Source organism: Vibrio pacinii DSM 19139 (genome assembly GCF_000711795.1).
Lineage (GTDB): Bacteria > Pseudomonadota > Gammaproteobacteria > Enterobacterales > Vibrionaceae > Vibrio > Vibrio pacinii.
The window spans coordinates 1-21,248 of record NZ_JONH01000020.1; the positions used below are offsets into that span (position 1 = coordinate 1).

General features: G+C 46.1%; 21 protein-coding genes. 4 read left to right on the plus strand and 17 right to left on the minus strand.

The window, feature by feature from the left end:
* Window positions 1-585: 585 nt before the first annotated feature.
* From hemG to BS19_RS13000, 3 genes are read right to left on the minus strand one after another with little or no spacing between them, the layout of a single operon-like run.
* Window positions 586-1,113 carry a menaquinone-dependent protoporphyrinogen IX dehydrogenase gene (hemG, locus tag BS19_RS12990; RefSeq protein ID WP_038175761.1) on the minus strand — a complete coding sequence of 176 codons (528 nt, stop codon included), beginning with the start codon at window positions 1,111-1,113 and terminating at the stop codon, window positions 586-588.
* A 16-nt stretch (window positions 1,114-1,129) separates the two neighbouring features.
* The gene (locus BS19_RS12995) at window positions 1,130-2,587 is read right to left on the minus strand and encodes a TrkH family potassium uptake protein (protein WP_038175762.1); all 1,458 of its coding nucleotides are present in this window, start codon (window positions 2,585-2,587) and stop codon (window positions 1,130-1,132) included.
* A 45-nt stretch (window positions 2,588-2,632) separates the two neighbouring features.
* Window positions 2,633-3,256 (minus strand): YigZ family protein, encoded by a 624-nt coding sequence (locus BS19_RS13000; protein WP_038175871.1) that lies wholly within the window; start codon window positions 3,254-3,256, stop codon window positions 2,633-2,635.
* A gap of 265 nt (window positions 3,257-3,521) precedes the next feature.
* Here BS19_RS13000 and fadB point away from each other — a divergent pair, with 265 nt between their 5' ends.
* Window positions 3,522-5,693 carry a fatty acid oxidation complex subunit alpha FadB gene (gene fadB / locus BS19_RS13005; RefSeq protein WP_038175763.1) on the plus strand — a complete coding sequence of 724 codons (2,172 nt, stop codon included), beginning with the start codon at window positions 3,522-3,524 and terminating at the stop codon, window positions 5,691-5,693.
* A gap of 14 nt (window positions 5,694-5,707) precedes the next feature.
* Window positions 5,708-6,880 (plus strand): acetyl-CoA C-acyltransferase FadA, encoded by a 1,173-nt coding sequence (gene fadA, locus BS19_RS13010; protein ID WP_038175764.1) that lies wholly within the window; start codon window positions 5,708-5,710, stop codon window positions 6,878-6,880.
* A 48-nt stretch (window positions 6,881-6,928) separates the two neighbouring features.
* Here fadA and punR read toward each other — a convergent pair whose 3' ends face one another.
* Window positions 6,929-7,834, minus strand: a complete 906-nt coding sequence (punR, locus tag BS19_RS13015) for a DNA-binding transcriptional activator PunR (RefSeq protein ID WP_038175765.1) — start codon at window positions 7,832-7,834, stop codon at window positions 6,929-6,931.
* 151 nt (window positions 7,835-7,985) lie between these two features.
* On the opposite strand from punR, the gene punC reads away from it, so the two are divergent.
* Window positions 7,986-9,185 (plus strand): purine nucleoside transporter PunC, encoded by a 1,200-nt coding sequence (gene punC, locus BS19_RS13020; RefSeq protein ID WP_038175767.1) that lies wholly within the window; start codon window positions 7,986-7,988, stop codon window positions 9,183-9,185.
* A gap of 54 nt (window positions 9,186-9,239) precedes the next feature.
* Here punC and BS19_RS13025 read toward each other — a convergent pair whose 3' ends face one another.
* Window positions 9,240-10,016, minus strand: a complete 777-nt coding sequence (locus BS19_RS13025) for a transporter substrate-binding domain-containing protein (RefSeq protein WP_038175769.1) — start codon at window positions 10,014-10,016, stop codon at window positions 9,240-9,242.
* 90 nt (window positions 10,017-10,106) lie between these two features.
* On the opposite strand from BS19_RS13025, the gene BS19_RS13030 reads away from it, so the two are divergent.
* Entirely contained in the window at window positions 10,107-10,847 is a 741-nt protein-coding gene (locus BS19_RS13030) for an amino acid ABC transporter permease (protein ID WP_038175771.1), read from the plus strand.
* A gap of 59 nt (window positions 10,848-10,906) precedes the next feature.
* Here BS19_RS13030 and glmU read toward each other — a convergent pair whose 3' ends face one another.
* The 12 genes from glmU to BS19_RS13090 form a co-directional block, all read right to left on the minus strand.
* Window positions 10,907-12,268 (minus strand): bifunctional UDP-N-acetylglucosamine diphosphorylase/glucosamine-1-phosphate N-acetyltransferase GlmU, encoded by a 1,362-nt coding sequence (gene glmU, locus BS19_RS13035; protein WP_038175772.1) that lies wholly within the window; start codon window positions 12,266-12,268, stop codon window positions 10,907-10,909.
* Window positions 12,269-12,416: 148 nt separating this feature from the next.
* A complete protein-coding gene (locus BS19_RS13040) occupies window positions 12,417-12,839 on the minus strand; it encodes a F0F1 ATP synthase subunit epsilon (RefSeq protein ID WP_038175773.1) in 423 nt (140 codons plus the stop codon).
* Between the two features lie 18 nt (window positions 12,840-12,857).
* The gene (atpD, locus tag BS19_RS13045; protein WP_038175774.1) at window positions 12,858-14,261 is read right to left on the minus strand and encodes a F0F1 ATP synthase subunit beta; all 1,404 of its coding nucleotides are present in this window, start codon (window positions 14,259-14,261) and stop codon (window positions 12,858-12,860) included.
* A 35-nt stretch (window positions 14,262-14,296) separates the two neighbouring features.
* Window positions 14,297-15,163: a F0F1 ATP synthase subunit gamma gene (gene atpG, locus BS19_RS13050; protein ID WP_038175775.1), complete on the minus strand. Its 867-nt coding sequence runs from the start codon at window positions 15,161-15,163 to the stop codon at window positions 14,297-14,299.
* A 43-nt stretch (window positions 15,164-15,206) separates the two neighbouring features.
* The gene (atpA, locus tag BS19_RS13055) at window positions 15,207-16,748 is read right to left on the minus strand and encodes a F0F1 ATP synthase subunit alpha (protein ID WP_038175777.1); all 1,542 of its coding nucleotides are present in this window, start codon (window positions 16,746-16,748) and stop codon (window positions 15,207-15,209) included.
* Window positions 16,749-16,761: 13 nt separating this feature from the next.
* Window positions 16,762-17,295 carry a F0F1 ATP synthase subunit delta gene (gene atpH, locus BS19_RS13060; RefSeq protein WP_038175778.1) on the minus strand — a complete coding sequence of 178 codons (534 nt, stop codon included), beginning with the start codon at window positions 17,293-17,295 and terminating at the stop codon, window positions 16,762-16,764.
* Between the two features lie 14 nt (window positions 17,296-17,309).
* A complete protein-coding gene (gene atpF / locus BS19_RS13065; RefSeq protein ID WP_038175779.1) occupies window positions 17,310-17,780 on the minus strand; it encodes a F0F1 ATP synthase subunit B in 471 nt (156 codons plus the stop codon).
* A gap of 72 nt (window positions 17,781-17,852) precedes the next feature.
* Window positions 17,853-18,107 (minus strand): F0F1 ATP synthase subunit C, encoded by a 255-nt coding sequence (gene atpE, locus BS19_RS13070; protein ID WP_002540812.1) that lies wholly within the window; start codon window positions 18,105-18,107, stop codon window positions 17,853-17,855.
* A gap of 59 nt (window positions 18,108-18,166) precedes the next feature.
* Complete coding sequence (gene atpB / locus BS19_RS13075) at window positions 18,167-18,979, minus strand: F0F1 ATP synthase subunit A (protein ID WP_038175780.1); 813 nt, start codon at window positions 18,977-18,979, stop codon at window positions 18,167-18,169.
* A gap of 8 nt (window positions 18,980-18,987) precedes the next feature.
* Entirely contained in the window at window positions 18,988-19,377 is a 390-nt protein-coding gene (locus BS19_RS13080; protein ID WP_038175783.1) for a F0F1 ATP synthase subunit I, read from the minus strand.
* 186 nt (window positions 19,378-19,563) lie between these two features.
* Complete coding sequence (locus tag BS19_RS13085; RefSeq protein ID WP_038175785.1) at window positions 19,564-20,445, minus strand: ParB/RepB/Spo0J family partition protein; 882 nt, start codon at window positions 20,443-20,445, stop codon at window positions 19,564-19,566.
* A gap of 26 nt (window positions 20,446-20,471) precedes the next feature.
* Complete coding sequence (locus tag BS19_RS13090) at window positions 20,472-21,245, minus strand: ParA family protein (RefSeq protein WP_038175787.1); 774 nt, start codon at window positions 21,243-21,245, stop codon at window positions 20,472-20,474.
* Window positions 21,246-21,248: the final 3 nt, after the last annotated feature.

Consider the following 21,248-nt stretch of genomic DNA (forward strand, 5'->3'; position numbering starts at 1 on the left):
GCATGTGTTAGGCCTGCCGCCAGCGTTCAATCTGAGCCATGATCAAACTCTTCAATTTAAGTTTTTTCGGCTCAATGAATACTGACTTCAAAACTGCGCTTACTCGAAAGTAAACGGTAATTTTAAAGCTATTATCATTCCAACAGAATGATAATGAATTGACTGTGCCAAATAGCTACAAGTAGCTATTCGTATTGGTCACTCAGTTCATTGAACCCAATGTGTTTCCGAAGAAACGGTCATTGCCTAAGCAACAACCTATTGGATTATCATCAACGAGTGCCCACACAGATTGATAGGTTTAAATTGTTAAAGAGCGGTCGTTTGAGCCTTGCTCGAAACGGACGGCCATTTTAGCGAGTTAAAGTTTAGTGTCAATCACTATTTTCAAACTTTTTTCAAGCGTTTCCACTTGGCTAGATGACCTGCTAATCGGTAACTCGATTCTTTCGAAGCGTTCCCGTGTCAGCGAGGGGGCATTATAGAGATCGCAGTTCTGTTGGCAACCCCTTTTTTGCGTTTTTTTAAACTTTTTTATTGTTCGATTAAAATTTACTCTAAAAGGCCTATAAATCTAGCCTTTCTCTATAGATTTTGAAATTTATCGGCAAATAGAGTTACTTTTCCCCAGTTAGTATACTCAACTTCTTTACTAGTATCTGTTTCGCCACCCGTCATACTCATGATGAATTTAATCATGGTTTTATCAAACCAATTATAACGCGGGTAATAAAGTGCCCCAGCAAAGACACCTATCAACTCGGGCTGCCAAGGTGACTTACTCAAAAACGTTTTAATATAAGCACTGCCTTCTGGCGTATCTTTCGCTTGGTCTTCTTTGCGAGCGGTCAGGTTGACACAAAAGAATGCTGATTTGGCTGTTTGTAGTTGAGACAAGTTATGCTCAATAAATTGATAAAGCTTTTTATTAAGGTGACCATAACGAATCGACGCACCAATCAAAACACGTTGATACTGACTGAAGTCGACACTCTCTACTGAGTGCAGGTCAATCATCTCGCAGTCGAACTCTTTCATCTGCTCACTAATGTGTTGGAAAATCTTTTTCGTTTGACCTTCTCGGGTCGAATAAAGGAACAGAGCTTTTGCCACATTATCTCCTTAGTTATTAGCTGCGCCAAAACGTCGGCGTGAGTAGTATCAGTAGTGTGAAGATTTCTAATCGGCCAAACAACATAGAAATAATCAGTACCCATTTGGCCTTATCGTTCACATCACCAAAATGCAATGCCACTTCGCCAAGTCCCGGCCCCAAATTATTTAACGTTGCCGCCACAGCAGAAAACGCGCTCAGCTCATCCATACCTGTGGCGATTAAACCAAGCATACAAACCACAAACACTAACGCATAGGCTGAGAAAAATCCCCACACCGCGTCTACTACTCGTTGTGAAAGAGCGCTGCCACCTACCTTGATGGTATAGACGGCGCGTGGATGGACTAAACGTTTCAGCTCACGCACCCCTTGTAAGGTAAGAAGCAAAATACGGATAACCTTCATGCCGCCGCCCGTAGACCCGGCGCATCCGCCAATAAAAGAAGAGAACAGTAGCAGCACAGGTAAAAATAGCGGCCACTCGGAAAACCCCGTAGTTGTAAAACCTGCCGTGGTAGAAATTGACACCGTTTGGAACAATGCTTGATCAAACGCATCATAAAACGAATCGTACGAGTTGTGATTAAGCAGAATTAACAGGCAGACTACAAACAGTAAGCCCTGAATAAAGAAGAAGGCACGAAACTCCGGGTCTTTCCAATAATATTTAGGATGAACCCCACCCGATGCAAATGCGGCAAAGTGAAGTGAGTAGTTACACGCAGAGATAAGCAGAAACACAACTGTGATCAGATTAATCGCGTAACTGTCAAAGTATCCCATACTGGCATCATGGGTTGAGAACCCCCCAATCGCAATGGTAGAAAAGCTATGGCCTATAGCATCAAACGGTGTCATACCTGCTAGCCAAAAGGCGACTGCACATGCAATCGTCAAGCTAAGATAGATATACCATAGCGCTTTAGCGGTTTCGGCAATTCGTGGCGTCATTTTCGAATCTTTAACTGGACCAGGAATTTCCGCCCGATAAAGCTGCATTCCACCGATACCGAGTACTGGCAGTATCGCAACGGCTAAGACGATGATCCCCATACCGCCAAACCACTGTAAAAACTGTCGATAAAACAAAATCGCTTTGGGCAAATCATCTAGGCCAACAATCACCGTCGCCCCAGTGGTCGTCAAAGCAGAAAATGATTCGAAAAACGCATCGGTCACCGACACATTCGGATTATCTGCAATCAAGAATGGCAATGAGCCCGCGCTACCGATAACCGTCCAGAACAGAACCACGATCAGAAAGCCATCACGTGCTTTTAATTCATGCTTATGATGACGATTAGGGAACCAACAAACCGTGCCACAAAACAGCAAGACAAAGAAAGTGGTCACGAAAGGCACACCAGCGCCGTCTCGATAGATCAACGCCACCAACGCAGGCGCGAGCATAGAGACACTAAAAAGGGCGAGTAAGAGCCCGACGATGCGAATAATTGATCGAAATTGCATGAATAGACTTATTTGTGAAGCGTGGCTTCCGACTTCCTAGTTATCTTATGATTTATCCAATGTGGTAACTATTACCTTGGCACCGCTTTTGTTGACTATGGTCTGGGTAAAATCACTGACTTGGCGCAATTCGATCTCTACCACCATTGTGACCAATTCGGTGTAATCGGCTCCAACCTCATGAGCAGAAAATTGAGGCAGTAAAGACTGTACGATTGGCACAAAACCATAGTCTAACTCTAGTCGTAACTTTGTGGTTATTTTTTTCTCAATAGTTTGAAGCGACTTAAGGGCTTGTTGTACGCCACCGCCATACGCTTTGACTAATCCACCAGTTCCAAGCTTTATCCCCCCCGAGTAACGGGTTACCACTGCGCTAATCTCTCCAACGCCACTGCCTGCTAGTTGGGCCAGTATCGGCTTACCTGCAGTTCCCGAGGGTTCACCATCGTCACTAAATCCCCAACGCATGGAATCTTCAGGTCGGCCAGCAACAAACCCCCAGCAATTATGCCGAGCATCAGAATGACGTGCTTTAACTTGATGAACAAACGCCTTCGCCGCGGCCACACTAGGCGTGTGCGCTAAATAAGTAATAAAGACACTTTTCTTTATTTCTTCTTCAAATTGAGTTGCTTGGGCGGGTATTAAGTAAGGCTGGTCATTCATGGTCTTGATAGATTTCGATTGATGAAGGCAGTGTAGCATGAGTGAGATTTGAACGTCGCCTAAGATCTGCCCAAGCGCACAATGTTAAACACTTGTTTAAAAAATGTATTGAATTTAACTAACGGCAAGTCCAAACTAAAACCACTGGTCTAACCAGAATATAAATATAACCACTTTCCTTTATAGTGTCTCATGCCTCTTCACCTTGATGTTGAGCCAAAATGTTATACACACAATCCAAGATTGTATGTCATGGAGATAGACAATGATTTACCAAGCCGAAACCCTACAGGTAAAGGAATTACAACACGGAATCGCAGAACTTAGCTTTTGCGCTCCCGCTTCTGTTAACAAACTTGATCTCGCGACTCTTGAGTCATTGGATAAAGCGCTTGATGCACTCAAAGCGCACAGCTCGCTAAAAGGGCTAATGCTAACGTCAGATAAAGACACGTTTATCGTTGGCGCTGACATTACTGAGTTTCTAAGCCTGTTTGCGAAACCAGAACAAGAGCTCGATCAATGGCTACGTTTTGCCAACAGCATCTTTAACAAACTCGAAGATTTACCAGTACCGACCATCTCCGTACTTAAAGGACATACCTTAGGCGGCGGATGTGAGTGTGTACTCGCTACCGACATGCGTATCGGTGACAAAACCACCAGCATTGGTCTGCCAGAAACCAAGCTCGGCATTATGCCTGGATTTGGTGGCTGTGTTCGCTTACCGCGCGTGCTTGGGGCTGACAGCGCAATGGAAATCATCACTCAAGGTAAAGCTTGTCGAGCTGACGAGGCGCTGAAACTTGGTCTGCTTGATGCCATTGTCGATGCAGAGACATTGCATCAATCAGCACTAGCCACTCTTGAACAAGCAATCAATGAAAAGCTTGACTGGAAAGCACGTCGCAAGCAAAAAACCTCGGCACTTTCGCTAAGTAAGCTCGAATCAATGATGAGCTTTACGATGGCAAAAGGTTTAGTCGCGCAAAAAGCGGGGCCTCACTACCCTGCACCGATGACAGCCGTTGTGACTATTGAACAAGGTGCTCGCTACGCTCGTGATGAAGCACTCGACATCGAACGCAACAACTTCATCAAACTGGCGAAGTCACAAGAAGCTCAGGCGTTGGTGGGACTATTCCTTAATGACCAATACATTAAAGGTATTGCTAAAAACGCCGCCAAAGCCGCCAACAAAGAGACTCAACGTGCAGCGGTTCTTGGGGCAGGTATTATGGGTGGCGGTATTGCTTATCAATCGGCGCTTAAGGGCGTACCAGTGTTGATGAAAGATATTGCTCAAGCATCACTAGACCTAGGCATGACAGAAGCGTCGAAATTGCTCAATAAGCGCCTGTCACGCGGTCGTATTGATGGCTTTAAAATGGCTGGAATTCTTGCCTCCATTACCCCTAGTTTGCATTATGCTGGCATCGAAAACTCTGATGTAATCGTAGAAGCGGTGGTGGAAAATCCGAAAGTGAAAGCCGCGGTTCTCAGTGAAGTAGAGCAATATGTGGGTGATGATACTGTGATCACCTCAAATACATCGACCATTCCAATCAACTTGTTGGCCAAGTCGATGAAACGCCCAGAGAACTTCTGTGGTATGCACTTCTTCAACCCCGTACATCGGATGCCATTGGTCGAAATTATCCGTGGTGAGCACACATCAGATGAAACCATCAACCGTGTGGTTGCGTACGCTGCGAAGATGGGCAAATCACCTATCGTCGTCAATGACTGTCCAGGATTTTTCGTTAACCGCGTGCTTTTCCCATACTTTGGCGGCTTTAGCCAGTTGTTACGTGACGGCGCAGACTTCACTCAAATTGATAAAGTGATGGAGCGTAAGTTTGGTTGGCCAATGGGCCCTGCGTATTTACTCGATGTAGTCGGAATTGACACCGCACATCATGCTCAAGAAGTGATGGCACAAGGTTTCCCTGAGCGCATGGGCAAAGATGGCCGCGACGCTATTGACGCTCTATTTTCAGCCAATAAATATGGCCAGAAAAACGGCTGCGGATTTTATACCTACAGCGTTGATAAACGTGGCAAACCGAAGAAAACCTTCAGTGATGACATCCTCCCGCTATTAGCAGAAGTGTGCCAGGCCGCTCAAGCGTTTGACGAACAGACGATTATTGAACGCATGATGGTGCCTATGATCAATGAAGTGGTGCTGTGTCTGCAAGAGAAGATCATTGCCTCGCCACAAGAAGCCGACATGGCGTTAGTTTACGGTTTGGGCTTCCCTCCATTCCGCGGCGGTGTATTCCGTTACCTAGATAGCATTGGTATTGCAGAGTTTGTCGACATGACCAAAAAATACCAATCGTTAGGTGCTATGTATCAAGCCCCTCAATTACTGATTGATATGGCAGCTAAAGGTGACACCTTCTACGGCACTCAACAGCAAGGTTCAATCTAAGGAGAGATTCGCAAATGTCTATTACAAGAAATGTTGTCATTGTAGATTGTCTACGTACCCCAATGGGTCGCTCTAAAGGTGGTGCCTTCCGTCATACTCGTGCTGAAGATCTCTCTGCGCACCTTATGAAAGGTATCTTGGCGCGTAACCCTGAGGTTAATCCAAGTGAAATTGAAGACATTTATTGGGGCTGTGTTCAACAAACACTAGAGCAAGGCTTTAACGTTGCGCGTAACGCAGCGCTATTGGCGGGACTACCGATTGAGATTGGTGCGGTCACGGTCAATCGATTGTGTGGTTCTTCGATGCAAGCACTGCACGACGGTACCCGAGCGATAATGACTGGTGATGCAGAAATCTGCCTGATTGGGGGCGTAGAGCACATGGGTCATGTGCCCATGAACCATGGGGTAGACTTCCACCCTGGTATGTCAAAAAACGTCGCCAAAGCGGCTGGTATGATGGGACTCACGGCAGAAATGCTTGGTAAAATGCACGGCATTAGCCGCGAGCAACAAGATCAGTTTGCTGCGCGCTCTCACGCACGTGCACAAGCCGCTACGGTAGAAGGTCGCTTTAAAAACGAAATTCTACCCACGGAAGGTCATGCCGCTGACGGAACGTTATTTATGCTCGATCATGATGAAGTCATTCGTCCAGAAACCACAGTAGAAGGCTTATCTCAACTTCGCCCTGTGTTTGATCCAGCCAATGGTACCGTGACAGCGGGCACTTCATCAGCGTTATCTGATGGCGCATCAGCGATGTTGATCATGAGCGAAGATAAAGCCAACGAGCTTGGTCTGAAGATTCGTGCACGAGTCAAAGGTATGGCTATTGCTGGCTGCGATCCTTCGATCATGGGCTACGGACCTGTTCCTGCTACGCAAAAAGCACTGAAACGTGCAGGCCTATCAATTGAAGATATGGATGTGGTTGAGCTTAACGAAGCGTTCGCCGCTCAATCACTACCATGTGCCAAGGACCTCGGTCTATTGGATGTCATGGACGAGAAGGTCAACCTTAACGGCGGCGCTATCGCACTCGGCCACCCTCTCGGTTGTTCAGGTTCACGCATCTCAACCACATTGATTAACCTCATGGAAGCTAAGGATGCCAAGTACGGCTTAGCAACCATGTGTATTGGTTTAGGCCAAGGTATCGCCACGGTATTTGAACGTCCTTAGCATCAACCCTCTGAACATCAACGCCAGCTTTTTGCTGGCGTTTTTTCTTTAGTACGCTTGAAGCCAATCTTGATGAAGCTGCTGGCTGCTGCCCAGGTAATTTACCATCCACTCAATCAAACGGTGATTATCGTCTTTACGCCATACCAAACAACACTGGCTGAGCGGTTTTTCATCTGGCAAGGTTTTTTCTACCAACACCCCATCGTTAATCAATGGCATCGCAATATGACGAGGCATATACCCAACACCAATACCATTCTTTAAACACTCAATTGCACTGTACCAGTTAGGTAACAGTAGTCGACGCTGCTGCGGGTAATGGCCTGTATGCCTCTTGGGTAATACACTTGAGGTATCATCGAGACAGATCGCTGGAAACTGACTAACAAAAGCTTGGTTCAAGTTTTGCTGCTTAACGCAAGGATGGCTTGGCGACATGACAAATGCCCAATCTAACGCCCCCATATCACGGACTTCGAAATCACCTCCAACTGGCACCGCCGATGTTGCCCCAATAACAATATCAGCCCGCTCTTGGGCTATCGCTTCCCAAGAGCCATTAAATACTTCCATATTGATCTGTAGCTCAGCAAACTCAAACTCTCGGTAAAAGTCTTCAACCAAAGGCTTAAGTTTGTCGAGTTTCACTACATTATCTAGCGTCAGTTTCAGTGTTGATTGCCAACCGTGTGCCGCGCGCCGTGTTTGCGCCTTAATCTCTTCCATTTGCCTGAGCAGCATGCGCGCTTCAGTAATAAACAGTTCGCCTGCGGCGGTCAATTTCACCTTACGCGGAAGGCGATGAAACAGCACCACATCCAATTCTTTTTCAACTTGTCGCACACCGTAGCTAATCGCTGAGGGAACTTTGTGCAGTACTTGAGCGGCCGCGGTAAAGCTACCAAGGCGTGCAACCGTATCCAACATTTCCAACGATGATTTGGAATACATACCTTAACCCTTCAAAAAATTTGATTGATGACGAACAATTTTATCGTTTTATTTTCTTAAAATCTAAAAATAGAATAGCGAGGTAAATAAATCAGGGTTGGCGCCAACTAATATCAACTAGAAAGTAATTAAATAATTTGATTGATTGAATATGAAAATATCGAAACTACAACTCATTTATCTCGCGGCTCTGTCCATGCTTGGCTTTATTGCCACCGATATGTACTTACCTGCATTCAAAGCGATGGAACTCGACTTTGCCACCGGACCTGAACAGATCGCGCTGTCGTTAACCATCTTTTTGGTTGGCATGGCGCTTGGTCAGTTGATGTGGGGAGTGGCATCGGACAAATTCGGTCACCGCAACACACTCGCGGCGGGCTTAGTTCTATTTACCGTCGCCTCGTTTGGGTTGGCATTTGCCGATCAAGTTTGGCAACTGTTAACTCTACGTTTTATTCAAGCCATCGGTGTATGCGCACCTGCGGTAATCTGGCAAGCAATGGTGATCAAGCGATATTCGGGTCAAAGCCAACAGATTTTTGCCACCATTATGCCGCTAGTTGCCCTTTCGCCCGCTTTGGCTCCTCAACTAGGGGTCATACTGGCAGACAGCTTTGGTTGGTACAGCATTTTTATCGCACTGACCTTAATGGGCGTACTGCTTGTCGCCGCAACGATCGGCCAAAATAATGATCCAGCGGAGAACAAACCAACCAGTATGAAGGCTGATATCAAAGCGCTGATTGGTTCAAAAGCGTACCTTGGTAGCGTAATGATGTTTGCTACCGCATCGGCGGCTTTTTTCGCTTACTTAACTGGCATGCCAGAAATCATGGCGCAACTGGGCTATGAAGCGAAAGATATTGGCTTAAGTTTTATTCCACAAACCATCGCCTTTATGGCTGGCGGTTACTTGGGTAAAGTCGCGGTAAGAAAATTTGGCGATGAAAAGGTGCTGCGTCAATTGATTGCGCTGTTTAGTGTCGCGTCGTTGCTTATCTTTATTGCATCTCAATGGCAGTTAACTTCTATCTGGCCGATCTTGACACCATTTTGTTTGATTGCAGTGGCTAACGGTGCATTGTATCCAATCGTGGTTAACCGAGCTTTAGCCAGTGCCAAACAAAGCCCTGCAACAGCCGCTGGCTTACAAAACAGCCTGCAGATATCAGTCAGCAGCCTTGCTAGTGCCTTAGTTGCCGCCATGGCCAGTCAAGCTCAACTAGTGACAGGCATTACGATTATGATCTGCATGGCAGGTCTATGGATCGGCTATGTTATCTCAAACAAACATCTGTCCCAGCACTTCACCAAACCTGATAACGCTCGCGTAGTCAGTGAAGAGTAACCGATAAAAAACGAGCCGCGTGATGCGGCTCTTTTTTAGTGCGTAAGTAAGTGGCTACAAACTTTTTAGCCCCCACTTTTTCGCGGTTTCATCGAAGAAGCCTTGTGTTTTCTTTAGCTCGACCCAGTGGTTAAGGTAGTTAATCCATACTTGGTCATCTTGTGGTAGTAACATCGCGATCGGCGTTGGTTTGCGTGGCGCTTTAACTGGTACAATCGCCAGTTGGTTAAACTTCTCCACCAGCGTTGCAGCCTCAACGTTAGAGGTCACAGATACATCTGCACGTCTGGCTAATAGCTCTTGAAAATCACGCGCTGGCGCTTCAATAACAACATGCTGCGCTGACGGGAAGAAAGCTTTAACCATTTTCTCTTGTACCGTTCCAAGCGTTGCAGCGACCTTCACATCCGCCTTATCAAAGTCACTCCAATCTGAATACTTTGCTAAGTCCTTTTTTTGTACTACGGGAACAAAAGCAAGGTAGAAATACGGCTGACTGTAACCTGCGACTTTGGCACGCGACATATTTAACGAAGCACTACCAGTAATGTCATATTTATTCGCCGTGATCCCGTTGACTAACGTTTTCCAGTCCGTCGCCACGTACTCGACTTCAACGCCCAAATCTTTTGCTAATTCGGTGGTGACATCAATATCAAAACCACGATAACTATTGGTTGCAGGATCTTTAATCGTCATTGGGTTCCAGTCACCCGTGGTCCCCACTCTTAATACACCTCTTTCAAGAATGTCTTGTAAACGACTGGTTTCAGCAACGGCTTGACCGACGGAGAGCAAGCACAATCCGAGTGCTAAGATGAACTTGTACATTTTATATTCCCTAAAGTTGTTATGTTTATGCCACTTCATTGATAACATAGCAGCAACAAAGATATTTTTTTAGTCAATACAAGGTTTAATGTGACGTCTCGTTATCTATTATTTGTGTCAATTTTATCATTAACAGGTTGTACAGATTACCAATGGGGTTGGTATGTCCTCGACCCTAGCACCGAGCAAGGTCAAACTAACTTGCTGTTTTTGCTCGCAGGCTTTAACGATACGATCCAGGTTTCCCTGCTTAGTATGCTGTTTGCCATGCTGTTAGGGCTGCTGGTGGCTTTGCCCGCACTCTCTAAGCACGCCGGAGTGCGTTTCATTAATCGCCTGTATGTCGAGTCGATACGCTCAGTGCCAGTATTAGTACTGTTATTGTGGGTTTACTATGGAATGCCGACGTTATTCGATCTGTCATTAAATCATTTCTGGGCCGGTGTGATCGCATTAACTATCGCCGAGAGTGCCTTTATGGCCGAGGTGTTTCGCGGTGGCATCCAAGCGATCAATCGCGGTCAGCATGAAGCGGCAGAGTCTTTAGGGCTTAACTATTGGCAAAAAATGCGTTTGGTGATCATGCCGCAAGCATTCCGACAAATCCTGCCACCACTGGGGAACCAATTTGTCTATATTTTGAAAATGAGTTCACTAGTCAGTGTCATCGGGCTGAGCGACTTAACTCGTCGCGCCAATGAACTCGTGGTTAATGAGTACTTACCCCTAGAGATTTATACTTTTCTTGTTTTTGAGTATTTAGTGTTGATTTTGGTCGTATCTCAAGCGGTGCGCTGGTTAGAAGCACGCATTGCTATTCCGAGTCATTAATCGACCAAAACAACAAAGCCGCTCGGAATGAGCGGCTTTTCGTTTCTTGGCGGGCGAGATTACTTTTGCTTTACCGGGCGCTGCCAACCTGTAATTTTGCGCTCTTTAGCACGTGTGATGACTAACTCACCTTGAGCCACATCTTTAGTTAATGTGGTGCCAGCACCAATTGTGGCGCCGTCAGCAATTGTCACTGGCGCAACCAGCTGACTGTCAGAACCAACAAAGACATCATCACCAATAATCGTCTTAAACTTGTTCGCGCCATCGTAATTACACGTGATAACGCCTGCACCAATATTGGTCCGTTGACCAATTTCAGTATCGCCCAAATAGGTAAGATGATTCGCTTTCGAGCCTTGACCAATACGGGCGTTTTTCACTTCAACAAAGTTACCCACGTGAGAGTCGTTACGCATTTCAGCACCAGGACGCAGACGAGTGAATGGACCAACCGTACAATCCTCACCAACCGTGGCGCCTTCAATGACACTGTATGGACGCACGATAGTGTTATCATCAATCTCACAATCTTTCAGCACACAGCCAGTACCAATCACCACGTTATCACCAATGGTCACGTGACCTTCGATAATGACATTAGCGTCGATTTCACAATCCATACCGCACTGTAGCTCACCGCGCAAATCAAAACGGGCTGGATCACGCAGCATAACCCCTTGTTCGAGGAGTTTTTTCGCTTGAATAGACTGGAAAGCGCGCTCGAGACGAGCCAACTGAGCGCGATCATTAACCCCTTCCACTTCAATAGGATTAACTGGGTGCACCGCTTCAACCGCCCGACCTTCGTCATGAGCCGCAGCGATAACATCTGTCAGGTAGAATTCCCCTTGCGCATTCTGGTTATTCAAGCCTGATAACCAACGCTTAAGATCACCGCCCGTAGCAACCATCACACCCGTGTTGATCTCTTTGATTAACTTCTGCTCATCGGTGGCATCTTTTTGTTCAACGATCGCGACGACAGGGCCATTCTTACGCACAATACGGCCATAACCCATTGGGTTATCCAGTACCACAGTCAGCAGGGCAATTCCCCCATTAGGCTGAGCATCAAGCAGGCTCTCAATCGTCTCCTCAGAGATCAGCGGCACATCACCGTACAGAACTAAGATTTTTTCATCGTCTTCAAACTCTGCTGAGGCTTGATCAACCGCATGGCCAGTACCGAGTTGCTCGGCTTGCAGTACCCAATTCACAGACTCACTCGCAAGCTCTGCTTGCATCTGATCGCCACCATGGCCGTAAACTAAATGAATATTTTGCGCGCCTAACCCACTACAGGTATCAATCACATGCTTAACCATAGGACGACCCGCAAGGGTATGCAGTACTTTGGGTTTATTCGAGTACATGCGAGTGCCCTTACCCGCTGCGAGAATCACCGCGCTAAATTTCATAAATAACCTATCAGACGTTGTTTTTTATTGAGGGGTATTCTAGACACTAATCTGAGATTAGTTAATTGATCGGGATAAATTTTCATTAAAAAATAAGCAAAAAGGCGGTCTTTCGACCGCCTTTGACACTTGTAAACAACGCTATTAATTAACGACGTCGTTTTGTCAGCTCGATAACTCGTAGCTGAGCAATGGCTTTAGCCAGTTCACTGGCCGCTTGAGCGAAGTCCATATCGCCGTGCTGATTTTGGATTTTCTCCTCAGCGCGACGTTTCGCTTCTTCTGCCTTAGCTGCGTCAAGCTCTTCACCACGGATAGCGGTATCAGCCAGTACAGTTGCTGTACTCGGCTGAATTTCCACCATGCCACCAGAAACATAAATGATTTCTTCGTGGCCGTGCTGTTTCACAATACGCACCATACCAGGCTTGATAGCGGTCAGCAGCGGTGTGTGACCATGGAAAATACCAAGCTCACCTTCGCTACCGGTCACCTGAAACGTCTCAACTAAGCCAGAAAAGATCTTCTTCTCAGCACTGACAACGTCTAGGTGAAAGGTTATTGCTGCCATATCGCCTCCTAGTTAGCCTTATAGCTTCTTCGCATTCTCAAGAGCATCGTCGATAGAACCGCAGTACATAAACGCTTGCTCTGGAATATCGTCGTAATCACCAGCTAGTAGACCTTTGAAGCCACGTAGAGTCTCTTTTAGAGATACGTAAACACCTGGGTCGCCAGTAAATACTTCCGCTACGTGATAAGGCTGAGTTAGGAAACGCTCAATCTTACGTGCACGAGATACGATTTGCTTATCGCCTTCAGACAGCTCGTCCATACCTAGAATCGCAATGATATCTTTCAGCTCTTTATAACGCTGAAGCGTTTGCTGAACGCCACGAGCAATGTCGTAGTGCTCTTGACCAACAACTAGAGGATCAAGCATACGAGATGTTGAATCTAGTGGGTCAATCGCTGGGTATAGACCCATCGCTGCGATGTTACGGTTAAGTACAACCGTTGCATCTAAGTGCGCGAACGTCGTTGCTGGAGATGGGTCAGTCAAGTCATCCGCTGGTACATATACCGCCTGTACAGACGTGATAGAGCCAGATTTGGTTGACGTGATACGCTCCTGAAGAACACCCATCTCTTCTGCTAGTGTAGGCTGGTAACCTACCGCAGAAGGCATACGACCAAGCAGTGCTGATACCTCAGTACCTGCTAGTGTGTAACGGTAGATGTTATCGATAAATAGTAGAACGTCACGACCTTCGTCACGGAAACGCTCTGCCATTGTTAGACCAGTCAGTGCAACACGTAGACGGTTGCCTGGTGGCTCGTTCATCTGGCCGTAAACCATCGCTACTTTAGACTCTTCTGGCTTCTCAACGTTTACAACGCCTGCTTCCTGCATCTCAAAGTAGAAGTCGTTACCCTCACGAGTACGCTCACCTACACCTGCAAATACAGAAAGACCAGAGTGCTGTAGTGCGATGTTGTTGATAAGTTCCATCATGTTAACGGTCTTACCTACACCTGCACCACCGAATAGACCGATTTTACCACCCTTAGAGAATGGACAAACTAGGTCGATTACTTTAACGCCAGTCTCTAGAAGAGCGATCTCACTTGATTGCTCCTCGTAGCTTGGTGCTTCACGGTGGATAGAGTAAGTCTCTTCCGCACCGATCTCACCACACTCATCAATCGCATCACCAAGTACGTTCATGATACGACCAAGGGTCTTAGTACCTACTGGTACCGAAATTGGAGCGCCAGTGTTAACAACTTCAACTCCACGACGTAAACCATCTGAGCTACCCATTACGATACAACGAACTACGCCACCGCCTAGCTGTTGTTGAACTTCAAGAACGAGACGCTCTTTTGAGTCCGTAACGTTTAGAGCGTCATATACACTAGGTACTTCGCTCTGTGGGAACTCTACGTCGACTACCGCACCAATGATCTGTACGATCTTACCTGTAGCCATCGTTAATCCTCTAAACTATTTCGTTTTACCTAAGCTTAAACCGCTGCAGCACCTGAAACGATTTCTGACAGTTCTTGTGTAATCGCCGCCTGACGGGCTTTGTTATACACAAGTTCTAAGTCTTCAATCAGGTTACTTGCGTTGTCTGTTGCAGCTTTCATCGCAATCATTCGAGCCGCTTGCTCACAAGCAAGGTTCTCGACTACACCTTGGTAAACCTGAGACTCTACATAACGCACTAACAGTGTATCGAGTAGAGGTTTTGGTTCAGGCTCATAGATGTAGTCCCATGAATGCTCACGCTGCATCTCTTCGCTATCTGATTTAGGCAAAGGTAGCAATTGATCGATCGTTGGTTGTTGAACCATGGTGTTCACAAATTTGTTGAACACTACATACAGACGGTCCAATTCACCTTCATCGTATTTCTTCAGCATTACGCTTACAGAACCGATTAGGTCTTCAAGGCTTGGGTTATCACCCAGACCAGAAACCTGAGCAGCGACTTTCGCGCCACTGTTATTGAAGAAGCCTGTTGCTTTTGAACCGATAACGGCCAATTCAACTTCAGCACCCTTCTGTTTCCAAGCCTGCATGTCTGTAATCGCTTTTTTGAACACGTTAATGTTCAAGCCGCCACACAAGCCACGGTCTGTAGAAACGATGATGTAACCAACTCGCTTCGCTTCACGCTCTTCTAGGTACGAATGACGGTACTCTAGATTCGCGTTAGCTACGTGACCGATCACTTTACGCATTGTTTCAGCGTATGGACGAGAGGACTCCATGGCGTCTTGAGAACGACGCATTTTTGAAGCCGCTACCATTTCCATCGCTTTCGTAATTTTCTGCGTGCTTTTAACACTACCGATTTTATTACGTATCTCTTTTGCGCCGGCCATCGTTACTCTCCATTAGTTGGTGGCAGAGACTGCCACCGACCTATTACCAAGTTTGGGTTGCTATGAAGTCGTCCGTCAGCTTCTTAAGCTGCGCTTCAACTTCATCATTGTAAGCACCCGTCTTGTCGATCTCAGCTGCAAATTCAGCGTATTGACCGCGAGCATACGATAGTAGAGCCGCTTCGAAATCTAGCAGTTTGTTAAGTTGCACATCTGCCAAATAACCGCGCTCTGCCGCAAAGATAACTAGAGCTTGATCAAAGACAGACATAGGAGCGTACTGCTTCTGCTTCATTAGCTCTGTTACTTTTTGACCATGGTCTAGCTGTTTCTTTGTCGCTTCATCAAGGTCAGACGAGAACTGGGCGAAAGCCGCAAGTTCACGGTACTGAGCTAGTGCTGTACGGATACCGCCAGATAGCTTCTTGATGATTTTCGTTTGCGCTGAACCACCTACACGAGATACTGAGATACCTGGGTCAACCGCTGGGCGTACGCCGGCGTTGAATAGCTCAGTTTGTAGGAAGATCTGACCATCGGTAATCGAGATTACGTTAGTCGGTACGAATGCTGAAACGTCACCAGCTTGAGTTTCGATGATAGGAAGAGCAGTTAAAGAACCGGTCTTACCTTTCACTTCACCGTTAGTGAAACGCTCTACGTACACTTCACTTACACGAGCAGCACGCTCTAGTAGGCGAGAGTGGAGGTAGAAGACATCCCCAGGGAACGCTTCACGGCCAGGTGGACGTTTTAGTAGTAGAGAGATCTGACGGTAAGCAACAGCTTGCTTAGATAGATCATCATAAACAATCAGTGCGTCTTCACCGCGATCGCGGAAGTATTCACCCATCGCACAACCTGCGTATGGCGCTAGATATTGTAGCGCTGCAGATTCAGAAGCTGATGCAACAACAACGATAGTGTTTGCTAACGCGCCATGCTCTTCCAGTTTGCGAACTACGTTGGCAATAGTCGATGCTTTCTGACCGATTGCTACGTAGATTGAGTAAATACCAGAGTTTTTCTGGTTGATGATCGCATCGATCGCCATCGCTGTTTTACCAGTCTGACGGTCACCGATTACAAGTTCACGTTGACCACGACCGATAGGGATCATTGAGTCAACAGATTTGTAACCAGTTTGCACAGGCTGATCTACCGATTTACGGTCGATTACACCTGGTGCGATCATTTCTACAGGCGAAGACTGTTTCGCTTCGATTGGACCTTTACCATCAATAGGCTCACCTAGCGTGTTAACCACACGACCAAGCATTTCAGGACCAACTGGTACTTCAAGAATACGACCAGTACCTGTAACTTTCATGCCTTCCTTAAGGTCAGCATATGGGCCCATTACAACCGCACCAACCGAGTCACGCTCAAGGTTAAGTGCTAGTGCATAACGGCCATTCGGTAATTCAATCATTTCACCTTGCATCACGTCCGCTAGGCCGTGGATGCGGATGATACCATCACTTACCGAGATGATAGTACCTTCGTTGCGAGCTTCACTAACAACTTCGAATGACTCGATGCGTTGTTTGATTAGATCGCTAATTTCCGTGGAATTAAGTTGCATGCTCCAATCCCCATTAAGACTGCAATACATCGCTCAGGCGGTTCAAACGACCACGCGCTGAGTTATCGATGACTACGTCTCCGGCTCGAATTATAACCCCACCAAGTAGGGTCTCATCTACGCTGCAATTCAGCTTCACTTTACGTTCAAGACGCTGCTCAAGTTTGCTACTGATATTCGCTAACTGTTCGTCAGAAAGTTCGCTTGCTGAAATGACATCAACATCGATCTCTTTCTCATGCTCTTGTTTAAGAGCGTAGAACTGTTCGCTTACATCAGGAAGGGCCGTTAGACGACCATTCTCAGCCATTACCTTCAACAGGTTTTGACCATGCGCATCAACTTGTTCACCACAAACTGTCACAAATATTTCTGCTAATTTATCAGCAGATAGTGAGCTCGTTAGAAGCTCTTTAATCTGTGCGTTGTTTGCGACTTGTGCAGCAAAAGACAACATTTGACCCCATTGGTCAAGTTGGCCTTTGTCTACGGCAAAGTCGAAGGCTGCTTTAGCATAGGGGCGTGCGATAGTAGTCAAATCAGACATATGCGCCCCCAGACTTAAAGTTTTGCAGTAATGTTGTCAAGAATATCTTTTTGCGCATCTTTATCGATTGAACGCTCAAGGATTTTCTCAGCACCAGCTACAGCCAGAGTTGCAACTTGTTTGCGCAGCTCATCGCGCGCGCGGTTGCGTTCAGCTTCAAGTTCAGCTTCAGCTTGAGTAAGGATTTTTTTACGCTCAATTTGAGCTTCCTCACGGGCTTCGTCTAAAATTTGACCTTTACGCTTATTTGCTTGCTCGATGATCTCAGTTGCTGTGCGCTTCGCTTCTTTCAACTGGTCAGAAGCGTTGGCTTGTGCCAGGTTCAAGTCTTTTGCAGCACGTTCTGCTGCTTGTAGACCGTCAGCAATTTTCTTCTGACGTTCTTCAATTGCTTGCATCAATGGCGGCCATACATATTTCATGCAGAACCACACAAACAGTGCAAACGAGAATGCTTGACCTAGCAGAGTTGCGTTCATATTCACAACAGCTACCCCTTCTATTCGGACTAAGTGTTAATCAACGACAAACCGAAGTTTGCCCACAGTTAAAAGTGATTAACCTAGTTGACCAACGAACGGGTTCGCGAAAGTGAATAGAAGTGCGATAACGATACCGATCATTGGAACCGCATCAAGTAGACCCGCGATGATGAACATCTTAACTTGTAGCATAGGAGCCATTTCTGGTTGACGAGCAGCACCTTCAAGGAATTTACCACCAAGAAGTGCGAAACCAATCGCTGTACCAAGAGAAGCAAGACCGACGATAATACCTACGGCGATTGCAGAAAAGCTCAGTAAAGTTTCCATTACTATCTCCAATTTATAGTTGTTGGCTAGTGCCCAAATAAAAGCTTAAAAAAATAAAATTAATGATCACTGTCTTCGTGTGCCATTGACAGGTAAACAATTGTCAACATCATAAACACGAAGGCTTGAATCGTAATAACCAAGATATGGAAGATTGCCCACGGTAGTGAACCCATCCATTGCAAGTACCATGGTAGCATTGCCGCACAAAGAATGAATACAACCTCACCTGCGAACATGTTACCGAATAAACGCATACCAAGTGATAGAGGCTTCGCAAGGAGCGATACCACTTCAATTAGTAGGTTAAACGGAATCATCACTGGGTGATTGAATGGGTGTAATGCCAATTCCTTCGCGAAACCACCTAGACCTTTCACTTTGATGCTGTAATAGATCATCAGAGCAAAAACGCCTAGAGCCATAGCCATGGTGATATTAACATCAGCTGACGGTACAACCTTAAGGTAAGGGATACCAAGCCAATGCTCTGCTGGGTAAGGTAAGAAGTCGATAGGAACTAAGTCCATCACGTTCATCAAAAATACCCAACAAAAGATAGTTAGTGCTAAAGGTGCGATCAGCGGGTTGCGTCCATGGAACGTGTCTTTGACGTTTTCTGCGACAAATTCAACGATCATTTCTACAGCACACTGAAGCTTACCTGGTACACCTACTGTTGCTTTCTTCGCTACTTTGTAAAAAATTCCTAGGAAAATTAAACCAGTAAACCAAGAAAAAAACAGGCTATCGATATGTACGTTCCAGAAACTTGCTTCTTCCGCAACTATCCCTAACTTAGCTAAAGAAAGGTTAGAGAGGTGGTGGGCAATGTATCCGGACGAAGTTAGCGCTTCACCTGGCGCAGCCATAACTCATCCTATTTTTTGTTGTTAATGAATAGCACTGGCGCACAGATATTAATACCTAGAGCCAGCAAATAGGTTAGCTTGAGGGGAACAAGTTCCACCTGCATATACATGTAGACAACGGTGAAAAGAGCGACCGTGATGAGAATTTTAAGTACTTCGCCTGTATAGAAAGAAGCCGCGACTCGCTTTGCAGCACGAGCTCCACTAAACATAAAAGCACACAGCGCAAAAACTGCATTGGCAATGACAAAAATGCCACCCCCAATCAGCGCTGAAAGTCCCCATTCAGCATTCACAGCAACTGCCATTCCTGCTGCCAATAGTGTAACCGCGCCAAGCTGGATCATTAACAATCGCTTTGCAAGCTCTCGTCCTGGTCTAGCTAACGCCGCTACCATGTATTCGTACCTTGAGTAAAATCCACAGCTTTACTACCTCTGGGCTGGGAAATTGGCGAAAATTATACGGTGAGTCGAACTGATTGCAATTAAAACACCGCAAAAAGTTACAATTTTGTTTACAAACCGACAACTTTCGCACAAAAATTATTTTTTTACATAATTGATTGAGATCAATTATCTCATTTAGCCTTCAAGCTTGGCAATAAGTTGCTCTAATTTGTGAGGTTCATCAAGACTAATCGTCACCTTTGACTTGCCATCGTTAGCCCTCACAATTGCAACCTTTGCACCGAGCATTTCACTTAATTTTTGTGATATTTGTTGTGCCTCAGTGTCTTCTGCCACGCTTTTTGCTTCAGGCTCAGGCTGTAAGCATTTTTTCACTAATTGCTCAGCTTGACGCACCGTCATTTTTTTCTTTGCCACCTGCAAGGCAATGTCGACTTGTTGCTCGCCTTCTAGCGCTAACAGAGCTCGAGCATGGCCCATATCAAGCTGCTTAGTCGAAACCAGACTTTTTACGTCGTCTTCAAGTTGATTAAGGCGTAGTAAATTACTCACCGCCGCACGCGATTTACCAATCACATCCGCTACTTGCTGATGGGTAAGATGAAACTCTTCTTGCAAACGATCCAGTGCAACCGCTTCTTCGATTGCATTAAGATCCTCACGCTGAATATTTTCGATCAATGCCATCGCGATCGCCGCGCGATCCGCCACATTTTTGATCACACAGGGAACTTGTTTAAGTCCTGCTTTGCGTGCCGCGCGCCAACGACGCTCACCCGCGATAATTTCAAATTTGTCGCTCTCAACCTGACGAACCACGATAGGTTGGATAATCCCCTGTGACTCAATCGACGCGGCAAGTTCTTCCAGCGCTTCTGGTTCCATCTCTTTGCGCGGCTGATAAATACCCGGCTTCAAACTGTTAATATTTAAATCTGTCAGTTGGCCATCCGATGAAAGTTCTTGGCTGTGAATAGCACTTTGCTGTTTTTCACGCGCGAGTGAACTTGTCGAAAGCAGAGCATCAAGTCCTTTACCTAAACCACGTTTAGACATGAGATGGAATTCCTTTGGTTATGGTTTTATGCAGGGATTTCTTCGCGACGTAACATCTCGCCTGCGAGGGCCAAATACGCTTTGGCACCCGCCGAGTACTTATCGTAATGCATGGCTGGCTTGCCGTGACTTGGCGCTTCAGCCAATCGAACATTACGAGGAATAACCGTGCGATACACCTTGTTACCAAAGTGCTTTTTCAATTGGTCAGAGACTTCGTTTGACAGTCTGTTGCGAGGATCATACATAGTGCGCAATAAGCCCTCGATTTTTAGATTTTCGTTAACAACAGCCGCAAGTTTACTGATCGTATCCATCAACGCGGTTAAACCTTCGAGTGCAAAGTACTCACACTGCATTGGCACCAAAACCGAATCGGCTGCGGCCATAGCGTTGATTGTAAGGAGATTTAGAGAGGGAGGACAATCGATAAAGATGAAATCATAGTTATCACGAACTGCGGCAAGCGCGTGCTTTAAACGCACTTCGCGAGCAAACACTTCCATTAATTTGATTTCTGCGGCCGTCACATCGCCGTTCGCCGCGATTAAATCGTAGTTCCCGGATGTTTTACGACAGACGACATCGTCAAATGAGACATCCTCAACCAGTAATTCATAAGCGGTGGCATCGACTTGGTACTTGTCTACACCACTGGCCATGGTTGCATTACCTTGTGGGTCGAGATCTATCACTAAGACCTTACGCTTGGTCGCAGCCATTGAGGCGGCCAAGTTGACACATGTTGTTGTTTTACCAACTCCGCCTTTCTGATTGGCGATCGCTACGATTTTTCCCACAAT

Coding starts and splice junctions, on each gene's coding strand:
- BS19_RS13000 (WP_038175871.1), bottom strand. CDS start 3,256: ATGAATGACCAGCCTTACTTAATACCCGCCCAAGCAACTCAATTTGAA.
- atpG (WP_038175775.1), bottom strand. CDS start 15,163: ATGGCCGGCGCAAAAGAGATACGTAATAAAATCGGTAGTGTTAAAAGC.
- atpD (WP_038175774.1), bottom strand. CDS start 14,261: ATGGCTACAGGTAAGATCGTACAGATCATTGGTGCGGTAGTCGACGTA.
- BS19_RS12995 (WP_038175762.1), bottom strand. CDS start 2,587: ATGCAATTTCGATCAATTATTCGCATCGTCGGGCTCTTACTCGCCCTT.
- fadA (WP_038175764.1), top strand. CDS start 5,708: ATGTCTATTACAAGAAATGTTGTCATTGTAGATTGTCTACGTACCCCA.
- glmU (WP_038175772.1), bottom strand. CDS start 12,268: ATGAAATTTAGCGCGGTGATTCTCGCAGCGGGTAAGGGCACTCGCATG.
- atpE (WP_002540812.1), bottom strand. CDS start 18,107: ATGGAAACTTTACTGAGCTTTTCTGCAATCGCCGTAGGTATTATCGTC.
- BS19_RS13085 (WP_038175785.1), bottom strand. CDS start 20,445: ATGTCTAAACGTGGTTTAGGTAAAGGACTTGATGCTCTGCTTTCGACA.
- fadB (WP_038175763.1), top strand. CDS start 3,522: ATGATTTACCAAGCCGAAACCCTACAGGTAAAGGAATTACAACACGGA.
- atpA (WP_038175777.1), bottom strand. CDS start 16,748: ATGCAACTTAATTCCACGGAAATTAGCGATCTAATCAAACAACGCATC.
- atpH (WP_038175778.1), bottom strand. CDS start 17,295: ATGTCTGATTTGACTACTATCGCACGCCCCTATGCTAAAGCAGCCTTC.
- BS19_RS13040 (WP_038175773.1), bottom strand. CDS start 12,839: ATGGCAGCAATAACCTTTCACCTAGACGTTGTCAGTGCTGAGAAGAAG.
- punC (WP_038175767.1), top strand. CDS start 7,986: ATGAAAATATCGAAACTACAACTCATTTATCTCGCGGCTCTGTCCATG.
- BS19_RS13080 (WP_038175783.1), bottom strand. CDS start 19,377: ATGGTAGCGGCGTTAGCTAGACCAGGACGAGAGCTTGCAAAGCGATTG.
- atpB (WP_038175780.1), bottom strand. CDS start 18,979: ATGGCTGCGCCAGGTGAAGCGCTAACTTCGTCCGGATACATTGCCCAC.
- BS19_RS13025 (WP_038175769.1), bottom strand. CDS start 10,016: ATGTACAAGTTCATCTTAGCACTCGGATTGTGCTTGCTCTCCGTCGGT.
- punR (WP_038175765.1), bottom strand. CDS start 7,834: ATGTATTCCAAATCATCGTTGGAAATGTTGGATACGGTTGCACGCCTT.